The following is an 18,693-nucleotide window of genomic DNA, read 5'->3' on the forward strand; positions in this document are numbered from 1 at the left end:
GAGGGATAGGAACTTCAAAAAATTGTGAAAACCTAAGAGTAGCAGGCGCTGAACTTGAGAAAGAACGTCAGGCAAAAATTGCAGAAGAAAATCGTAAAAGAGAAGAAGAAGATATAGCTGAAATGAGAGCCAGACTAAAAAAAATGGAAGCTAACACTAAAAAAAAATTAGAAGAACAAAGAGCAAAACGACGTGCTGAGGAAGAACAAGAAGCAAAAGAGCGCGCGGCAAAACAACAACAAAATAACCATTAAGACATAATGAAGAGCGGAGCATCTCAATGGCAGTAGAAAGCAAAGGCATATTCACTTGGATAGATAATACTGTAATGCATTCCCTTACAAAAACAATGGATAGCGCCATTACACATTGCTATTGCGCTTTAGCTGCTCAACTTAAAGAACCTTACAGACTATACAATAGATTTATGGCAAGATTATGTCGCTGCTCTAGATTTATCATCACTGGTTATAAAAAACCGATAACCTAGCATAATTTAAAAATTGTGCTCAAACCTTGTAAAACTGAAAGGAAAAAGGGGAAATATTGATGAATAAAGTTCTCATAACAACATTGCTACTTTGCACAGGGCTCATCACAGCTGGATGTGAAAAAACCTATAGCGTCGCTGAATTTAAAAAAGATGAAAAATTACGCCTAGAGTGGGATGCTAGATGTGGATTTGCAGGAACTTCAAAAAATTGTGAAAACATGCGGTTAGCATTTTTAGAACTTCAAAAAGAATATGAAGCAAAAGCTGAAGAAAGAGAGCGTGAAGCGGAAGAGAACGATCGCAAAAGATATGAAGAATTTATGGCGAAACAAAAAGCTTGGATTGAAAAAATGAGAGCTAATACTAAGAAAATACTAGCTGAACAAGAAGCAAAGCGACGTGCTGAGGAAGAACAAGAAGCAAAAGAGCGCGCGGCAAAACAACAACAAAATAACCATTAAGACACAATGAAGAGCGGAGCATCTCAATGGCAGTAGAAAGCAAAGGCATATTCACTAAGATAGACAATATGTTGATGGACCCCCTTACAAAAATAATAGATAGCACCATTACACATCGCTATTGCGCTTTAGCTGCTCAACTTAAAGAACCTTACAGACTATACAATAGATTTATGGCAACATTATGTCTGTGCTCTAGATTTATCATCACTGGTTATAAAAACCGATAACACAAGCATAATTTAAAGATTGTGCTCAAAACTTGTAAAACTGAAAGGAAAAAGGGGAAATATTGATGAATAAAGTTCTCATAACAACATTGCTACTTGGCACTGGAATTATCGCTGCTGGATGTGAAAAAACCTATAGCGTCGCTGAATTTAAAAAAGATGAAAAATTACGCCTAGAGTGGGATGCTAGATGTGGATTTGCAGGAACTTCAAAGAATTGTGAAAACATGCGGTTAGCATTTTTAGAACTTGATAAGGAACGTCAGGCACAAGCAGCAGAAAGAGAGCGTCAAGCGGAAGAGAACAATCGCAAAAGATATGAAGAATTTATGGCGAAACAAAAAGCTGATCTTGAAAAAATGAGAGCTGAGACTCAAAAAAAATTAGAAGAACAAAGAGCAAAGCGACGTGCTGAAGAAGAACAGGAAGCAAAAGAGAGAGCGGCAAAAGAACAACAAAATAACCATTAAAACATAATGAAGAGCGGAGCATCTAAATGGCAATAATAACGAAAGGCGTATTTACTGACATAGATGATATGTTGATGGATCCCCTTGCAGAGGCAATAGATAGCACCATTACACATCGCTATTGCGCTTTAGCTGCTCAACTTAAAGAGTTTTGTACACTCTATAATATATTTATGGCAACATTATGTCTGTGCTCTAGATTTATCATCACTGGTTATAAAAACCGATAACACAAGCATAATTTAAAGATTGTGCTCAAAACTTGTAAAACTGAAAGGAAAAAGGGGAAATATTGATGAATAAAGTTCTCATAACAACATTGCTACTTTGCACAGGGCTTATCGCTGCTGGATGTGAAAAAACCTATAGCGTTGCAGAATTTAAAAAAGATAAAAATTTACGCTTCGAGTGGGATGCGAAATGTGGATTTGCAGGAACTTCAAAAAATTGTGAAAACATGCGGTTAGCATTTTTAGAACTTCAGAAAGAATATGAAGCAAAAGCAGCAGAAAGAGAGCGTGAAGATGATGAAAAGTTTCAAAAAATGATTAGAGATTCCGAAGCTGAAATGAGAGCCAGAATTAAAAAAATGAGAGCTGAGAATGAAAAATTCCGAGCTGAACAAAAAGCAAAAGAACGCGCTGAAGAAGAACGAAGAGCAAAAGAGCGCGCGGCAGAAGAACAACAGAATAATAATTAAGACATAATGAAGAGCGGAGCATCTCAATGGCAGTAGAAAGCAAAGGCATATTTTCTTATATCGACAATATGTTGATGGAGCCCCTCACAGAGACAATGGATAAAGTCATTAACAACCTCTCATCAAGCTTAGGTGCTCCGCTTAAGCTATCTTGTACAATTTACATTATATTTATGGGCTACAATATCATCTATGGGCGCTCTTCCATGCCCTTATGGGAATTTATAGTAACAACTTTCAAACTCGGCATCGTTGTTTCACTTGCCACAAATGCTGCTCTTTATAATGAGTGGGTCAGTGGTATATTTTTCCATGATCTGCCGAATGCCATTTCAAATGTCACACAAGGAGCACATGTGGATCGAAATGTATGGGACAATATGATAAACAAAGCTGGAGCACAGGTTTTGGACGCAGCAAACCAGTACACAGGTCTGACTCAAATGGGGATGTTTATTGCGACATGGATTGCTGGTTTTATCTGCCTAGTTGCTGCTATCTTTTTTTGTCTAGTCGGTTTTGTTGTTTCATTATTTGCTAAATTGGGTTTGTTTCTTGTCATATCAATAGGACCACTCTTCATAAGCCTCTATATATTTTCCTCAACCAGAAAATTCACAGAAGCATGGTTAGGGCAAGTTGCAAACTTCATCATTTTATATGTGTTAGTCGTGCTGCTTGGTGGTTTATATGTCAAGATTTCAATGGACGTTTTTTCAGAAGGTATTAAAAATATCTTCACTACTTTAATTCAGTTCTTGGTTGTTGGTATTGGTGGTATTCACCTTTTCCTCAGACTCCCTGATATCGCATCAGCTTTAGCCTCTGGGGGGGCTTCTCTTACAGGATCAGGACCAGTCGCTAAAACAACGGCTCAACTAACAGGTAAAGCTGCTAAAGCAACAGCCAACACGATAGCAAAGGGCGTTAAAAAACTAGCATCACTATTAAAATAAAAAACTAGCATCACTATTAGCAAAGGTCTAAGTTCAAATGCGGGAATTTAAAAAAATTGGGATTATCTTACCATTTCTCTTTCTCAGTGGCTGTGTGTCTTCACCAAACACACTGAAGTCACTCCCAAAGTGTGATGGATATTCTAAACGTCCACTCAACAGATCAATGTGGAATTGGGAAGGAAAAAAACCCACGCCCACACCCATTATCATCAGTAACAACACCCCTTCATCCCTAAAAGAAGGCAAGCTGGAAACGCTTCTGGCACAAAAATTAACGGATGAAGAAATCAAATCTTACAAAAATTGCGGGCAAAAAGCATGAAAGAAAAAGATATAGAACAATACATTGCTGAAGCACGCTCGTTTGATCAAGATCGCATGCTCGCCTCACGCCGCACCACCCGCGTCTCGCTTGCCATTGCCGGCATCGCGGTTGCTGTTGCAATAATGTCTTCTCTCGCAGTCATCACCCTCACACCCCTTAAAACCGTGGAACCTTTTGTCATCCGTGTGGACAATTCAACCGGCATCACCGAAGTTGTGGAAGCCTTAAAAGAAGGTCCCACCAATGTCGATGAAGCAATCACACGCTACTTTGCTGCAAAATATGTCCGCTCCCGTGAAGGCTTCACCACAGAAGAAACACAACACAACTTCCAAACCGTCTCCCTCCTCTCTTCTTCAGAAGAACAGGAAAGATTTGCCAGCTGGTATGGAGCAAGAAATCCCCAAAGTCCTCAAATTCTCTATAAACACGCCGCTGTTACAATAACAATAAAATCAATCTCCTTTATCAATGACGATGTTGCCCAAGTGCGTTACTACAGAACCATTCACGACAACGACAACAACAAAGAATTCATCACCCACTGGGTTGCAACACTTACCTTTGAATACATCAATGCCCCTATCTCTGTCCAAAACCGTTTGATAAATCCTCTAGGGTTTATTGTTAGTGAATATAGAACCGATCCGGAAGTGGTCAACTGATCATGACAAAAAAAATTCTTTTTCTCATTCTTAACATCGCTATTACCCTTTCTTTAACGCCTAGCCATGCCAGTATTTTTCCCACCCGTGCGCCAAGCGATAGCCGCATTCGCTTTATCAACTATGATGCCTATAATGTCACAAAAATTATTGGCTCCATACGCTCATCGGTACAAATAGAATTTTCTCCCAATGAAGAAATTGCCCATGTGGCAATTGGCAACAGCGTTGCATGGGAAGTCGCTCCCGCTGGCAATATTCTTTTTCTAAAGGCAAGAGAAGTCCAACCCATTACCAATCTCCAAGTCGTCACCACAAAGCTTGATGGCTCAAAGCGCTCCTATCAATTTGAACTCATGGTCAAAGATGGGGAAATTTCATCTGGACAAGAAACATATTTCCTTGTGAAATTTCGCTACCCACAAGAAGAAGCAGAACAAAGAAGACTCGCAGCCCTTATGCGACAAGAAAAACAACAAGCCCAGCGTATCGATAATGTCTTCAACGCTTCTGAAACCTACGGACCACGCAATTGGGCTTACACCGCTCAAGGCTCTATCACTCTTGAACCCTCCTCCGTTTATGACAATGGCAAAACCACAACATTTACATTTCCAGACAACCAAGAAATCCCTGCCATTTACATTGTCAGCAATGACGGTACAGAATCGCTGGTTCCCAAAACCACAAGAGGCAACATGGTGATTGTCCATGCCATTAGCGCACGCTTCACCCTAAGACAGGGAAAAAACGTCCTATGCGTCTTTAACGAAGCCTATCAACCAAAAGGCACAAATCCAAATACCGGAACAACCTCACCATCTGTTGAACGTAAAATTGCATCAGATCTTTAAATAAGCGGGAATTGAAGGGGACAACACATGAGTGATAAACCAATCATCGAAGATCGCGGATCTATTGGGGATGGCAAAAACAATAGCGCCAAAACCGCTGGCAAAAAAATAGTTGTCGCAATAGCCTGTATAGGAATCTGCGGCTATGTGCTCTGGAACATCTTATCCTCCCCCACAGAACAAAAAGACACCGCAAAAGCTCATAAAAAACAAGAAAAAAGCTTTCACAATTCCCTCGCTCCTTTAGAGCTCGCCCCCTCTGACCCGCGTGCAAACATAGCACCAATAACCTTACCACCCCCACAACCACTCGCACAAGAACCCAAAAAAGATGACCCACTACTTGATGCCGCAAGACGTGCCCCTGTTTTAGCTTTTGCCAAAGGCTCTAAATCTCAATTAAAAGACATCGTCAACACCACTCTAAACCCCTTTGACAAACTCCATGCCCTTGAAAATCTCGCGAATGCGCAAAATTCTCCTGCCCTTCAAGACACACAAAATTTTGCAACCCTATTAAAGCCTACCAAAACAGAAGAAGCAAAAGCAAAAGCAAAACTCATCGGCAATAGAAACTTTATCATCGCCATGGGAACCTCTATTCCCTGTATCTTAGAAACCGCATTAAACAGTGAGCAACCAGGCTTTGCAAGCTGCATCATCAACCGTGATATCCTCTCTGACAATGGGCGCGTTGTTTTGCTTGATAAAGGAACCCAAGTGATTGGCGAATACCGCGGAGGGATAAAACAAGGTCAATCTCGCCTCTTTGTACTCTGGACAAGAGCAAAAACCCCAACCGGTGTCATCATCGACCTTGCCTCACCCGCAACAGACAGTTTAGGAAGAGCTGGTTTTGATGGCAACATCAACACCCATTGGTGGGAACGCTTTGGCTCTTCCCTTTTACTCACCGTTATTGATGGTGCCACAACAGTTTTAACAAATAAAATAGTAGGCAATTCCAATAAAGGAGGTTCAAACAACTCTGGAGGCGGCGGTTTTGAAGGCGCAAACAACACTGGAAAAGAGGCCGCCAGTATTGCTCTTGAAAATCAAATCAATATTCCTCCTACCCTAGAAAAATTTCAAGGCGAACTGGTCAACATCTTTGTAGCAAAAGATCTCGATTTTTCCTCTGTCTATAAACTAGTCGTAAAGAGCAAAAGAAACCGCTCTACTCCCAGCTATTCCTTTTTTCATTAAGCCAATAAAGTCACATTATGCCATCAGCAAAAAATGCAGAACGCGCCTCCATCGTTTTAACAAAATTAAAGATCTTAGATGACTTCCTCAATGATGACAATTTATTTGAAATTGTCATCAATCGCCCTGGCGAAGTAATCGTTGAGGGTCCCAATGGTTGGCAAACCCACATCTTAAAAGAGCTAACCTACAGCGAACTAGAAGGGATTGCAAAAGTTGTTGCTGCCTACACAACACAAAAAATCAGTGTAGAAAACCCCGTTCTCTCCGCAACACTGCCAAACAACGAACGCATACAAATTGTTATGCCTCCAGCTGTTGCAGCCAATACCATTAGCATGACCATTCGTAAACCTTCATCACGCACTTTTTCTCTTGAAAGTTTACATGAAAACAATCTGTTTTCTGTCGCCCAAAACACCAGTTTCACACCCACGCAACAAATGACAGAACGATTATCCGAACTCTCTGATACAGACAAAGAGCTAACAGATCTCTTTATCGCCAAAGACTTTAGCAACTTTTTAGAAAGAGCCGTTATTACACAACAAAATATCTTAATATCGGGCAAAACCGGTTCTGGTAAAACAACCCTCTCCAAAGCTTTGATTGCAAAAATCCCTGACTATGAACGAATTCTCACCATTGAAGACACACCAGAACTTGTCGTTCCGCACGCCAACAAAGTGCAGCTCTTTTATTCAAAAGATAACCAAGGCTTAGCAAAAGCAGGCGCAAAAGAACTGCTTGAATCAGGATTACGCATGCGCCCCGACAGAATCCTTCTACAAGAGCTGCGTGATGGTACAGCCTTTTACTATATCCGTAATGTCAATTCTGGTCACCCCGGCTCCATTACCACCGTCCACGCCTCAACAGCCCTTGCAGCCTTTGAACAAATGACCCTTTTAGTCAAAGAAAGTGACGGTGGTGGTAATTTAGCACGCGATGATATCCGCGGCTTATTAATCTCGATGATTGATGTCATCATCCAATGTAAACGCCTCGAAGGAAAATTTCGTGTAACAGAAATCTATTACGATCCTTTCAAACGCCGTGATGCTTTTTAAAAAAACGCTACCCCTCACACCCTTTTTTATAAGCAAAAACTATACCAATAGAGCTTTCTTAAAAACACGATTAATCGCTTCAAGTTCAGTGTCAATAATCGAAAACAACAAGTAAAAAGAAGTAAAAATATCATCCCCATTCCCAATCACGAATGCGCCCCACAGGAAAACCAAAACGTGCCGAAAATGATATCTATAACCCTATATTTTTTCTGATTTTTTTTTGACATCAATATTTGCAGGAATATCGATACAAAATTTAGTATCAGTTTTACCTTTAGCTTCAGACAAAAGCTTCACAAACACCTTTTAATATACGAGGTCCTGCTTTATGTGCCTTATCCATTATTATTCTTTTCGATATTCATCAAGGCGCAGTTAAATTTTTCTTCAATGCATTCCTCTCTGATTTTGTCAAATTACCTCAAGATGATTGACTGTAAATATCTTCGATCAACACCGGAATATTTTGACCACCCCAAAAGGGTATAACCTTATATCCCCCACTTTTACTCTTATGCTTTTAAACCTAACTTTCCTTGGCTTCACCTCATTCCTTGCATAAAACCACCAACATCTGAATGAGTAGCAATAAAAGAAACAATATCAAATAATTATTCAGGCGATATGCCTTCTTCTTTCACAGAAATTCAATAAGCTGCCATTTCAATCACGGTTTGCATACATCATTCAATATACGGAAAACACCCATAACGATAATGATGTAAATGAAAAGCTCATTTGAAGTGAATGATCAGAAATATCAAATATCCAAATGACAAAACAAATCTTACCTATCTTCAGCTATATCTCTTAACCCTTGTCACTTCTCTTAACCCTTGTCACTTCTCTTAACCCTTGTCACTTTTCTCAAAAGTTTTAAGCGTTTTCGCATGAGGAATATACATATCAAACGGCAATCCTCTTTCATCAACAACTTTAGCTAAAGAAATTCGTATGAAATCAGACACCGGAAGTCCTAAACTTGCTAATATTTCACCGGATTTTTTTAACGCCCTATCTATGCAGGCACATACAACGTCTTTTGTCACACCCATATTAAACTCTTTTGATTAGCTCTCTTGTGTCATATGGCTTAATAGGGCTTATACAGCATAAGGCTTTATCCTTGCCCTTACCGTATCATATCTATTGATCTTGCACGCGCTATTGCGTTGATTTTCTCCTGTTGTCTCTGTTGCAAAAACTTAACTGCCATTTGAAACTCTTTTATGCAATCTTGATCATGAGACTGTTGTTAAAAAATTGCTTTTGATAGATCATAATTTGTTTGCATAGCAAGCCAAGCATGTGCTGTGCTTACACCAGCCATTTCAAGCCTAATAGCAAGATTAGCACTCATAGCGGCTTTTCCATTTAAAACTCTAGAAAGTGCTACACGAGATATACCAAGCTACTCTGCTGCTTCATTAAAGGATAAACCAAGCTCTTTGATCACATCTTCTCGCAATAATTCACTGGGATGTGAAGGATTCTTCATCATTGTTTAGATCTCCTTTTTGATGATAATCCAGATAATCAACCATTTCGACATCTATGCTATCAAAGCGAAATATTACGCGACAATTTCCATTTACAGTAATTGACTAATAATCCTTGAAATCACCCTTTAGCAGATGTAATCAAAAAGACGGATAACTCAAAATCTTTTGGCGATACATCTCCTTCAAGAGCACTTAGAATACGCTTTAATTTTTGAGCATGGGCGGTTCTAATCCCTTCAGTCGTACCAGTATTATAGAAGGTTTCAATCCTTTTATGTTTAAATCTTAAAATTGTAAATGAATATAGAGTGTACCCTTCCAAAATCCAAAAAATGTTCATTATTTTTACATCACATAGCTTTTTTTACTTTATAAATATTAGAACTATCGTGAAAAAAATTGATCATTCTCATCTCTTTCTCATTATTCTACTAATTATTGGAAAAGTATAAGTTCATAATTAGGAGGAGCTAAACGTAATAGGAGCGTATCATATCTCCAATTGGCAGCGGCACTTAAAAACATCAAGATGATATAACCACAATACTCATTGCTGTTTGATGTTCATGGGGCGCTGCACCCGCTGTATGTCCAGTAAAAAGAATGAATAACACTTAAACTCCCGTTCTATCAAACTTATGTAAATATAATCATTTCTGATTAAATATACTGTTGATTTCCTGCTTCTTCGAGGCTGGTTTCACCAAAGTCACAGGACATTGGCCAGAGCCTTCCTCTCCACAGGCTGACACGGTGGAACTCACCGCCAAGTTTTTTAAATTAATCGCGGCATTAATGTCTCTATCATGGTTCGTACCACAATGAGAACATCTCCACTCACGTATGTTAAGAGGCAATTGTTCAATCTTACATCCGCAATGATGGCAGATCTTACTGCTCGCATACCAACGATCTGCAATAACAATCTGTCGACCATAACGTGCCGCCTTATATTCCAATTGACGGCGAAACTCGAAAAAACTTTGATCTGCAAGGGCACGCGATAAATGCTGATTTTTCAGCAAACCTTTTACATGAAGATCTTCCAGACAAAATGTACCAAAACGCTGAATTAAATCTGTTGTAACCTTATGCAAATGATCTGTTCTGATATTACTTATCCGTGCATGAAGCTTAGCGAGTTTTTGTTTCTCCTTATAACGATTGCTCGAGCCTTTTTGCTTACGGCTTAGCCTTCGTGATAAGCGCCGTAAACGATTTAGCAAAGCCTTATAAGGTTTAACGCCTCCTATGGTTTCTCCTGTCGAAAGCGTTGCAAGTGCATTGATGCCCAAATCAAGACCAACAATAGCTTGGTTCTCGCTCAGTGACTCTTGATTATCTGTTTCAACGCTAAGACTTACAAACCACCGATCCGCTTTACGGCTAATGGTTGCTGACAAGATCTTTCCTTGAAATCGCAATTGTTCTCGCAGACGAACCCAACCAAGCTTGGGAATTCTTATCTTGAAACCTTGCAACTGTACTTGATCATTGGTCAAAGTAAAACGATCGTGCACTCCTTTCTTTCTAAAAGTGGGATATCGGCTTCTCCCTGAAAAGAAATTCTTAAAAGCCACACCCAATTGAGTAATTGCCATTTGTGGAGCATTTTTAGTAACTTCCATCATCCATGGAAATTGTTCTCGTTTTAGAGAATTGAATTGTCTACGTAGCGCATAGTCATTAGGCTTTGGTAAATTATTATCTTTCTTCCATGCTTCATATTGCTGCTGCCATTCCTTCAGTGCCCAATTATAAGCAAAGCGCGCGCAACCACTGGCTCGAGCCATGTAGCTTCGTTGTTTATTGTTTAAGTCTAGAGCTATTTTGTGAGCAATAATCATTGCGATGCCTCTACAGCTTGACGAACATTCTCTAATAATCTTTGATTTTTTCTCGAACGACTTCCATAAAGACGAGCACTGAAGACAGTAATAATTTCTAAAACATCTTTGGCTAAATCTTCTTCAAAACTGCTTTCTTCTCCTTGATTGAGAATGACAACCTCAACTTGTTTGGCTTCACAAATGGCGAAGACCAATTCCGCACCAAAGCGCAATAAACGATCTTTATGCGTAATCACCAAACGACCTATTTCATTTTCAATGAGAGCATCCAATAAACGTTTAAGACCTTTTTACGATAATTCATCCCTGACCCTAAATCAGAGATGAGTTCATAAGTCCAACCTTGGCTTGCGCAATAAAGCTCGAGAACCTGTTTTTGTCGCTCTAAATCGTCTTTTTGATCATGGCTCGATACACGCGCATAAGCAATGGTTTTTCTTTGTGACAGTTCTCTCGAATGAAAAGCCCAGATCTAAACCTAGATAGGTCATAACGGCGGTGACCTCCTGCCGTATGCTCAGAAATAATTTTGCCTTCACATTCCCAACGGCGTAGAGTGCTGATCGAAACACCCAAAACTTGAGCGGACTTACCTATCCCAATAAATCTATCCATAATGTATATTATTACACAGATATAAATAGATTATAAGTAAGCTGGTAAAGCCCCCACTACAAACTCTGTTAAACTAATAACCGGTTTACGAATAAGTAAAAGAAAAAGGAAAATCAAAAAAAGGCATATTTTTCATATCTTACGAACTATAGAGAAATCTATACGCATTGTAGTTATTAGAATTGGACTTTCCTTTTGTAATTGCCAAAACCCCGCATTAAAATCAGACCTTTATTCAAAGATGATCTGATAATTTTTTCAAAAAATTCAAGATTCCTCAAGTGCAGTCCCCATGCGTACATCATGATGAATAATAACATCCATCAACTCTGTCACGACAGTGTCCAATACTTCTCGTGCATCGCCTTCAGCCATAAGGCGGATAACCGGTTCCGTTCCAGAAGCGCGGATCACCAGCCTTGCCTCTTTTCCCAACCGCTTCTCTGCTTGATCAATGGCCGCTTTGACGGGATTTTTTTTCAAGACATTTTTATTTTTAATCGTTACATTTTTTAAAATTTGCGGTACAGGTTCAAACCGTTTACACAATTGGCTCATAGGGCTTTGACTTTCCTTCATACAGGCTAAAATCTGCAATGCAGCCACCAAGCCATCACCCGTTGTACCAAAATCACTAAGCACGATATGGCCAGAAGCCTCACCACCAACATTATATCCCTTTTGGCGCATGGCATCGACAACATAACGATCTCCAACTTTTGTCCTTACAAGGTGCAACCCTTTGCTATTCAAGAAACGCTCTAGTCCAAGATTTGACATAATCGTTGTGACAACACCATTGCACCGTAATCGTCCCATTTTATGCCAATTTTCAGCAATTACAGCAATCAACTGATCTCCATCAACCGTTTGTGCTTTTTCATCAACAATGAGAACCCGATCTCCATCTCCATCAAGAGCAATCCCCACATCAGCACGCACTTCATGCACTTTTCGTTTTAAAGAGCTTAAATCGGTTGATCCACATTTTTGATTAATATTGGTCCCATTGGGCTCATCATGAATAGCAAAAACTTCAGCCCCCAATTCCCATAAAGCACGGGGAGCCGCTTTATAAGTAGCCCCATTGGCACAATCCACAACAATACGCACAGTATCTAAGCGAACATCACGCGGCAAAGTTCGTTTGGCATATTCAATATAACGATAAATATCTCCCTCAACCCGTTTTGCATAACCAATTTCGGCAGAACTTGCTAAAGACTTTGAAAGATCTGTATCGATCAATTGTTCAATTTTCGCTTCCATATCATCTGAAAGCTTAAAACCATCAGGACCAAAAAGTTTAATTCCATTATCATAGAACGGATTATGAGAAGCAGAAATCATCACCCCAAGATCCGCGCGCAAAGAGCGGCAAAGCATTGCAACAGCAGGCGTTGGCACTGGCCCCAATAAAAAAGCTTCCATCCCCGCAGCAGTCAATCCTGAAACCAAAGCGTTTTCCAACATATAGCCCGATAATCGTGTATCCTTGCCAATCACCACACGATGAGATTGATGTTGTGAGCGAAATAAAACCCCTACAGCCATCCCCACCTTCATGGCAAAATCGGGTGTCATAGGAAATGAATTGGCTTTCCCCCGAATTCCATCTGTACCAAAATATTTTTGCACCATGCCTCTTTCCTTTAATATATAATTCTTCCCTTGGCTTTTCCTTAAAACCCTAACAAGCCCCCTTGGTACAATAGTCCTCCTCTCCCCGTATAAAATCAGATCATTGATCTTAAACCTTCATGCATTTAGACAATCAAGCCCCCTATTCACCATCTACACATCTAAACTACTCTCAAGCAATTATGTTTACACCCTTACACATAAAAGCAATATTATCTCCTCAAAATGCTCTATACATCCCTTTAACACAACCAACGGATAATTTCACACCCTTGCTAAATCCGTAAAGAAATCCAGCACCAAACCTCATACCCTACCAAATCAGCAAGGAAATCTATCGCCTAACCTTACACCCCCCTACCACATTAGAAAAGCAACAGTCCACCTCGCCTTGTAGCATGCTAAAGCCGCCATCATACAACGGCTTTGCTTAATTTTTTGCTTCCATATTTTTGCAAATATTACAAGAAAGGCGCAAACAAAACTTGCGCCTTTCTCAAAGAATTTAGAAGTTTTCCTAAAACATCGTCACTCAAGCGATATTAAACAGTTCTTATTTTTCTTTATCATGTCCCGCAGTATTGGACTTCTTTTCAGCATTACTTTTAGAGCGGTTGACTGATTTTGTAGTACCTTTTGTGCTTTGTGCTTTTTTCTCAGTCTCATCCGATTGCACTTCTTTAGACTGAGCCTCCTTAGGCTCAACATTACCGGATTTTGCTGTTTTTTTCCCAACAGCTGCCTCTGCTTTGCCTGCTTCGCCTTTATCTGTCTCTGCTTTATGAAGCACTGTTTTAGGGGCTGCTTCAGCGTTTTTTTCATCTACCACTGTTGTCTCTGTCTTCATTTTTCCAGTTTTTGGAACAGAAGACCCCCGTGGCGCAGCACCCTCATCTTTCTGTGTGCGTGAAGGAGGCTTTCCTGCAATAACTTCGTTAATTTCAGCTCCCGTTAAAGTCTCATATTCCAACAAACCTTGTGCCAAAGCAAACCATTCTTTTCTTTTTGTTTTCAAAATGTTTGTCGCATTTTTATAGGCATCATCAATAAGCTTACGCACTTCCATATCAATCATGCGCGCTGTTTCTTCAGAGACATTTTGTGTTCGCGCAACAGAATGACCCAAAAAGACTTCATCTTGGTTATCGCCATAAGCTACATTTCCAAGCAGATCAGAAAATCCCCACCGTGTGATCATCGCGCGAGCTAATTTCGTTGCTTGTTCAATATCAGAAGAAGCACCAGATGTGATATTTTCCTTTCCAAACTTTAATTCTTCAGCCACACGTCCACCCATCATAATGGCCAGACGAGAAATCATCCACCGATAACTCATAGAATAGCGATCGCCTTCAGGCAATTGCATCACCATTCCCAATGCTCTTCCCCTTGGAACGATTGTTGCTTTGTGGACAGGATCAGCAACCGGCACATTAAGAGCCACAATAGCATGTCCTGCTTCATGATAGGCAGTGAGTTCTTTTTCCTCTTGTGTCATAGCGGTTGAACGACGTTCCGCCCCCATCATCACCTTATCTTTGGCATCTTCGAATTCTTGCATCGTGACAACTCTTTTATTACGGCTTGCAGCCATAAGAGCAGCTTCATTGACCAGATTCATCAGGTCCGCACCGGAAAATCCTGGTGTTCCCCTTGCCAAAATTTTCAAATCAACGTTAGGCGCTAAAGGCACGTTGCGCACATGCACTTTCAAGATTTGTTCACGCCCAGAAACATCAGGGTTTGGCACAACAACTTGTCGGTCGAAGCGCCCTGGTCTTAACAAAGCGGGATCAAGCACATCGGGACGGTTTGTTGCGGCAATAAGAATAATACTTTCATTGGGCTCAAACCCATCCATTTCGACAAGCAACTGGTTTAAGGTCTGTTCACGTTCATCGTTTCCACCGCCAAGACCAGCCCCCCGATGGCGCCCAACAGCATCGATTTCATCAATAAAGATAATACAAGGTGCATTTTTTTTAGCCTGTTCGAACATATCGCGCACACGGCTTGCCCCAACACCAACAAACATTTCCACAAAATCAGACCCTGAAATGGTAAAGAATGGCACATTGGCTTCACCGGCCACAGAACGTGCTAGCAAAGTTTTACCGGTTCCTGGAGGACCAACAAGCAAAACACCGCGTGGGATACGCCCCCCTAAGCGTTGAAATTTTTGTGGTTCGCGTAAAAATTCAACAATTTCTTGAAGATCTTGCTTTGCTTCTTCAACGCCAGCAACATCTTTAAAGGTAATACGTCCTTGCGCTTCATTAAGCAATCTTGCTTTCGATTTCCCAAATCCCATTGCACCGCGTGATCCATTTTGCATTTGCCGCATAAAAAAGACCCACGCCCCCACGATAATAATAACAGGTAATAAGGAAAAGAGGAGATTGAGGAAAATGCTATTTCCAGAGCTTTCAGGAATAGCTTTAACATTAACGTTTTTGCTTTCCAATTTTTGTATCAAACCTGGATCGCGAGGAGCATAGGTTGAAATAGCTCTATGTTCAATGGTTTTTCCTGTTAATTTTTGACCTTGAATGGTCACAGATTTCAACTCATTATTCTCAACTTTTTGCAAAAATTCAGAATAGGAGACTTCTCCACCACCAGAACGTTGGCTATCTCCATTAAAGAGAGAAAACGACACAATCAAAATCAATGCAATAACTCCCCAAATAAGGAGAGAGCGGTAATTGGAATTCATATTCAGCCCACTTAATCAAATATAGATTTCAAACAGTTCCCCTTAACATATAACCTTGTCAGCCCCTTGCCAAGGGATGAGAAGCTGTTTATTTTCTTTTAGAGTAATTTTCCTTTATCTTTTCACCTCAATATTAAAAAAAGGTTCCACAACATTCACCAAGGCTGCATCTTCTCGTGAGGAAAGCCAATCGAAAGGTGCCATAATCCGCTTGACGATAACATGTTTATGAACAACTGCTTGAGAAATCAACTCTGGAATATCATACCCTTTATGATTTGAGATCATCAGCAGCGATTGTAAAGAGGGAAAATGAGGCTTTTCAAGCTCAAAATCGCTATTTTTTAATAAAAATTTCAGCTGTTCTAAATTTGCGGCTCCAACCTTTATAGCCTCATATCCATGATTTGTGATATGATAGCGCCCATCCCATATAAAAGTTTTATCTGGCTCAACAATAGCCTCTTTCATATTTCGCCCTTCACGCCACAAAGAAATTCCCTGCTTGTTATATTCAATAACAGAGCCCGCATAAGTAAAACGCCGCTTTTCTGGAGAATCGAGACAGAGTTTTTGAACAAGCATGCTTAATTTCTGATTGGGGAGCAAATAAAATCCCCCTCCCATCAGCACAGCAAAGAGCCCCACCACGAAAGGAAAACTGGAATGTTTCTGTAAAAATAGCGCAGGCTTTGCTATGAAACAACGTCCATGTTGGACAGTAATATCCAGTGCTAAGATCAAATCAGCAATATTTTTGGCTTGTTGACGACGCTGCAATGCGGCTTCATTTATTTTTTGAGCAATATAAGCCAATTTTTGTGGAGAAAGAGATTGACGCACGCGCACACGTTCAAAATTGCGATCTTCATTGGTTGGATCATCAATCCATGTTTGTCCTTGTAAGCGTAAATAATTCCGTAATGTTTGGCGTTTTACACCAAGGAGTGGCCGAATCAAACGCACTTTTCTATGCAACAGCGCCTCACGCGGAATACAGGATAAACCACGTTCATAGAGGGGACCATAGTTTTTTTCGGCAATATTTTTTCTTGTTTTTCTGGTATGATCCTCATCACGTATACCCTCGGCTTCACCGCGCAAAATACCAGCAAAACCACTGGCATAAACCTCATCGCGCATGGCAACAGCTCCACTATATAAAGCACCTCTATTCTTTTGGAGACGTTGATACCGCATTTGATAGGTCTCAACCTGATCATTGAGTGTATGCCCCGTCATAATAAGTGATGCGCCTTGTTTTTGTGCTTCTTTAACCAAGAGATCATAGCGTGCAACACGCGCGCTGGAAGCAATATGCGTCTTTGGCTTTTCGCCTTCCCATCGCACAGTGATATGTTGAATATCATGGACACGACAAATTTTCGCAACAGTTTCTGCCTCACGCATCGATTCTTTACGCAATTGATGATCAACCGTGACAACAATCATTTCTGGAGGAAATACGAGTGTTTCCAAATGCTCTTTGACCAAAAACATCAAAGCCAAAGAATCACTTCCCCCTGAGACGGCAAGAATCAACTTCTGACATTGAATAAAATCCGATGTTTTAAAGAGATTTCTTGCCAGTCTAACGCACACCGAAAACGACCTCGCTGTTTATTTTGCAGGTTTACAAAAAACAGATGCTAATGTTTGTTGACGTTTTGATTTTTTCACAAAATGAGCACAATCGTCTTTATTTGGCTCAAGAGCGACCATACTTCTTGCTAATTTCAGTAAAATCTCGGAGGTATAGAGCTTCTTTTTATCTGCATACCATGCGGTAAGATAAACTTGTGCTGCTTCATGATAGCGTTTTTGCCCCAACAAAGATTCGGCCAACCAAAATAAAGCATCATCACTCAAAGGATCTTTTTTGTAACGATTTTGAAAAGCGCAAAAGCTTTTTTCAGCATCAACATAGTTAGCAGAACGAATAAAATCATACCCTTCCTTATACAAAGCTTTAGAAGAAGAAAGATTGTCACTCTGATGTGCTTCAATTGGAGCACTTACTTCATGCGCTTTGTTAAAAGGTTGACTGTTTTCATGGTCATGGCTCTCCACCTTAGCTTCTACAGCAGCAACCTTTGTCTGGTCACCTGTACTATGGTCCTGCTCCATCTCTTCTTTTACAGTCTGAGATTTTTCATCTATAGTAGACTTTTCAAAAGAACAAGAATAAACAGAAGAGGCTTCTGTATCAAAAAGCTCGTGAAACTGCTTGTTAACATTTTTTAAACTGTTATGCTCAAGCACCATTCGTATCTTATGCAAAAGCTTATCTAAATCATAATCTTTAAATAAAGCCTGTTGATTCTCTAAAATAATCCCTTGGTGCTCCGCAACACTAGTAGCTTTTTCTATCACATCAGATGCTGCTTTATCGGCTGCTTCAGGTGCTTCTTTCACTGCATCAACAGCCTTATTAACAGCGTCAGTGGCTTTTTCCGCCGCATCAGGTGCTGCTTTATCAGCTGCTTCAGGTGCTTTCTTCACTGCATCAACAGCCTTATCAACAGCGTCAGTGGCTTTTTCCGCCGCATCAGATGCTGCTTTATCAGCTGCTTCAGGTGCTTTCTTCACAGCATCAACAGCCTTATTAACAGCGTCAGTGGCTTTTTCCACCGCGCTAGCGGCTGCTTCAGGTGCTTTCTTCACTGCATCAACAGCCTTATCAACAGCGTCAGTGGCTTTTTCCGCCGCGCTAGATGCTGCTTTATCGGCTGCTTCAGGTGCTTCCTTCACAGCATTGACAGTCTTATTAACAGCGTCAGTGGCTTTTTCCGCCGCGCTAGATGCTGCTTTATCGGCTGCTTCAGGTGCTTCTTTCATAGCATCAACAGCCTTATTAACAGCGTCAGTGGCTTTTTCCGCTGCATCAGATGCTGCTTTATCAGCTGCTTCAGGTGCTTCTTTCACTGCATTGA

At 40.4% G+C, this 18,693-nt stretch carries 16 protein-coding genes and 4 pseudogenes; 11 read left to right on the forward strand and 9 right to left on the reverse strand.

Features of this window, described 5'->3' with window-relative positions:
• The 11 genes and pseudogenes from ACFINW_RS00005 to virB11 form a co-directional block, all read left to right on the forward strand.
• Positions 1-254: pseudogene (locus ACFINW_RS00005) on the forward strand (hypothetical protein); the annotation flags it as partial.
• A 295-nt stretch (positions 255-549) separates the two neighbouring features.
• Positions 550-954 (forward strand): EexN family lipoprotein, encoded by a 405-nt coding sequence (locus tag ACFINW_RS00010; protein WP_375620962.1) that lies wholly within the window; start codon positions 550-552, stop codon positions 952-954.
• Positions 955-1,249: 295 nt separating this feature from the next.
• Entirely contained in the window at positions 1,250-1,654 is a 405-nt protein-coding gene (locus ACFINW_RS00015) for an EexN family lipoprotein (RefSeq protein ID WP_375673595.1), read from the forward strand.
• A gap of 26 nt (positions 1,655-1,680) precedes the next feature.
• Positions 1,681-1,884: a hypothetical protein gene (locus ACFINW_RS00020; protein WP_375613229.1), complete on the forward strand. Its 204-nt coding sequence runs from the start codon at positions 1,681-1,683 to the stop codon at positions 1,882-1,884.
• A gap of 65 nt (positions 1,885-1,949) precedes the next feature.
• Positions 1,950-2,354: an EexN family lipoprotein gene (locus tag ACFINW_RS00025; RefSeq protein ID WP_375655746.1), complete on the forward strand. Its 405-nt coding sequence runs from the start codon at positions 1,950-1,952 to the stop codon at positions 2,352-2,354.
• A 26-nt stretch (positions 2,355-2,380) separates the two neighbouring features.
• Positions 2,381-3,310 carry a type IV secretion system protein gene (locus ACFINW_RS00030; RefSeq protein ID WP_375673598.1) on the forward strand — a complete coding sequence of 310 codons (930 nt, stop codon included), beginning with the start codon at positions 2,381-2,383 and terminating at the stop codon, positions 3,308-3,310.
• A gap of 37 nt (positions 3,311-3,347) precedes the next feature.
• On the forward strand, positions 3,348-3,635 hold the full coding sequence (locus ACFINW_RS00035) for a type IV secretion protein VblB7 (RefSeq protein WP_375673599.1): 288 nt from the start codon (positions 3,348-3,350) through the stop codon (positions 3,633-3,635).
• Complete coding sequence (locus ACFINW_RS00040) at positions 3,632-4,303, forward strand: virB8 family protein (RefSeq protein ID WP_375620969.1); 672 nt, start codon at positions 3,632-3,634, stop codon at positions 4,301-4,303. Before ACFINW_RS00035 ends, ACFINW_RS00040 begins: the two co-directional genes overlap by 4 nt.
• Positions 4,304-4,305: 2 nt before the next feature.
• Positions 4,306-5,157 carry a P-type conjugative transfer protein VirB9 gene (gene virB9, locus ACFINW_RS00045; protein WP_375630944.1) on the forward strand — a complete coding sequence of 284 codons (852 nt, stop codon included), beginning with the start codon at positions 4,306-4,308 and terminating at the stop codon, positions 5,155-5,157.
• Positions 5,158-5,184: 27 nt separating this feature from the next.
• Positions 5,185-6,363 carry a type IV secretion system protein VirB10 gene (virB10, locus tag ACFINW_RS00050; protein ID WP_375673601.1) on the forward strand — a complete coding sequence of 393 codons (1,179 nt, stop codon included), beginning with the start codon at positions 5,185-5,187 and terminating at the stop codon, positions 6,361-6,363.
• A 17-nt stretch (positions 6,364-6,380) separates the two neighbouring features.
• Positions 6,381-7,433 carry a P-type DNA transfer ATPase VirB11 gene (gene virB11 / locus ACFINW_RS00055; protein WP_375620972.1) on the forward strand — a complete coding sequence of 351 codons (1,053 nt, stop codon included), beginning with the start codon at positions 6,381-6,383 and terminating at the stop codon, positions 7,431-7,433.
• A gap of 851 nt (positions 7,434-8,284) precedes the next feature.
• Here the strand turns inward: virB11 and ACFINW_RS00060 are convergent.
• The 9 genes and pseudogenes from ACFINW_RS00060 to ACFINW_RS00100 all read right to left on the reverse strand — a co-directional run.
• Positions 8,285-8,491: a type II toxin-antitoxin system RelB/DinJ family antitoxin gene (locus ACFINW_RS00060; protein ID WP_375673602.1), complete on the reverse strand. Its 207-nt coding sequence runs from the start codon at positions 8,489-8,491 to the stop codon at positions 8,285-8,287.
• A 200-nt stretch (positions 8,492-8,691) separates the two neighbouring features.
• Positions 8,692-8,937, reverse strand: a pseudogene (locus ACFINW_RS00065) (HigA family addiction module antitoxin).
• Between the two features lie 119 nt (positions 8,938-9,056).
• Complete coding sequence (locus ACFINW_RS00070; RefSeq protein WP_375673604.1) at positions 9,057-9,278, reverse strand: hypothetical protein; 222 nt, start codon at positions 9,276-9,278, stop codon at positions 9,057-9,059.
• A gap of 310 nt (positions 9,279-9,588) precedes the next feature.
• Positions 9,589-10,785 (reverse strand): RNA-guided endonuclease InsQ/TnpB family protein, encoded by a 1,197-nt coding sequence (locus tag ACFINW_RS00075; RefSeq protein ID WP_375673606.1) that lies wholly within the window; start codon positions 10,783-10,785, stop codon positions 9,589-9,591.
• A pseudogene (locus ACFINW_RS00080) lies at positions 10,782-11,403 on the reverse strand (IS607 family transposase). Before ACFINW_RS00080 ends, ACFINW_RS00075 begins: the two are co-directional and overlap by 4 nt.
• Positions 11,404-11,670: 267 nt before the next feature.
• Positions 11,671-13,044: a phosphoglucosamine mutase gene (gene glmM / locus ACFINW_RS00085; protein WP_375611769.1), complete on the reverse strand. Its 1,374-nt coding sequence runs from the start codon at positions 13,042-13,044 to the stop codon at positions 11,671-11,673.
• Between the two features lie 553 nt (positions 13,045-13,597).
• Positions 13,598-15,760, reverse strand: coding sequence for an ATP-dependent zinc metalloprotease FtsH (ftsH, locus tag ACFINW_RS00090; protein ID WP_375632033.1), 2,163 nt, complete (start codon positions 15,758-15,760; stop codon positions 13,598-13,600).
• A 114-nt stretch (positions 15,761-15,874) separates the two neighbouring features.
• The gene (gene tilS / locus ACFINW_RS00095) at positions 15,875-17,362 is read right to left on the reverse strand and encodes a tRNA lysidine(34) synthetase TilS (RefSeq protein WP_375673608.1); all 1,488 of its coding nucleotides are present in this window, start codon (positions 17,360-17,362) and stop codon (positions 15,875-15,877) included.
• 18 nt (positions 17,363-17,380) lie between these two features.
• Positions 17,381-18,693 (reverse strand): annotated as a pseudogene (locus ACFINW_RS00100) (tol-pal system protein); the annotation flags it as partial.

Origin of the sequence: Bartonella sp. AA18HLJMS (assembly GCF_042197245.1) — a bacterium.
GTDB lineage: Bacteria > Pseudomonadota > Alphaproteobacteria > Rhizobiales > Rhizobiaceae > Bartonella.

Excerpts from the sequence above, each read along its gene's own strand:
- ACFINW_RS00010 (WP_375620962.1), top strand. The coding sequence starts at position 550 with ATGAATAAAGTTCTCATAACAACATTGCTACTTTGCACAGGGCTCATC.
- ACFINW_RS00015 (WP_375673595.1), top strand. The coding sequence starts at position 1,250 with ATGAATAAAGTTCTCATAACAACATTGCTACTTGGCACTGGAATTATC.
- ACFINW_RS00020 (WP_375613229.1), top strand. The coding sequence starts at position 1,681 with ATGGCAATAATAACGAAAGGCGTATTTACTGACATAGATGATATGTTG.
- ACFINW_RS00025 (WP_375655746.1), top strand. The coding sequence starts at position 1,950 with ATGAATAAAGTTCTCATAACAACATTGCTACTTTGCACAGGGCTTATC.
- ACFINW_RS00030 (WP_375673598.1), top strand. The coding sequence starts at position 2,381 with ATGGCAGTAGAAAGCAAAGGCATATTTTCTTATATCGACAATATGTTG.
- ACFINW_RS00035 (WP_375673599.1), top strand. The coding sequence starts at position 3,348 with ATGCGGGAATTTAAAAAAATTGGGATTATCTTACCATTTCTCTTTCTC.
- ACFINW_RS00040 (WP_375620969.1), top strand. The coding sequence starts at position 3,632 with ATGAAAGAAAAAGATATAGAACAATACATTGCTGAAGCACGCTCGTTT.
- virB9 (WP_375630944.1), top strand. The coding sequence starts at position 4,306 with ATGACAAAAAAAATTCTTTTTCTCATTCTTAACATCGCTATTACCCTT.
- virB10 (WP_375673601.1), top strand. The coding sequence starts at position 5,185 with ATGAGTGATAAACCAATCATCGAAGATCGCGGATCTATTGGGGATGGC.
- virB11 (WP_375620972.1), top strand. The coding sequence starts at position 6,381 with ATGCCATCAGCAAAAAATGCAGAACGCGCCTCCATCGTTTTAACAAAA.
- ACFINW_RS00060 (WP_375673602.1), bottom strand. The coding sequence starts at position 8,491 with ATGGGTGTGACAAAAGACGTTGTATGTGCCTGCATAGATAGGGCGTTA.
- ACFINW_RS00070 (WP_375673604.1), bottom strand. The coding sequence starts at position 9,278 with ATGAACATTTTTTGGATTTTGGAAGGGTACACTCTATATTCATTTACA.
- ACFINW_RS00075 (WP_375673606.1), bottom strand. The coding sequence starts at position 10,785 with ATGATTATTGCTCACAAAATAGCTCTAGACTTAAACAATAAACAACGA.
- glmM (WP_375611769.1), bottom strand. The coding sequence starts at position 13,044 with ATGGTGCAAAAATATTTTGGTACAGATGGAATTCGGGGGAAAGCCAAT.
- ftsH (WP_375632033.1), bottom strand. The coding sequence starts at position 15,760 with ATGAATTCCAATTACCGCTCTCTCCTTATTTGGGGAGTTATTGCATTG.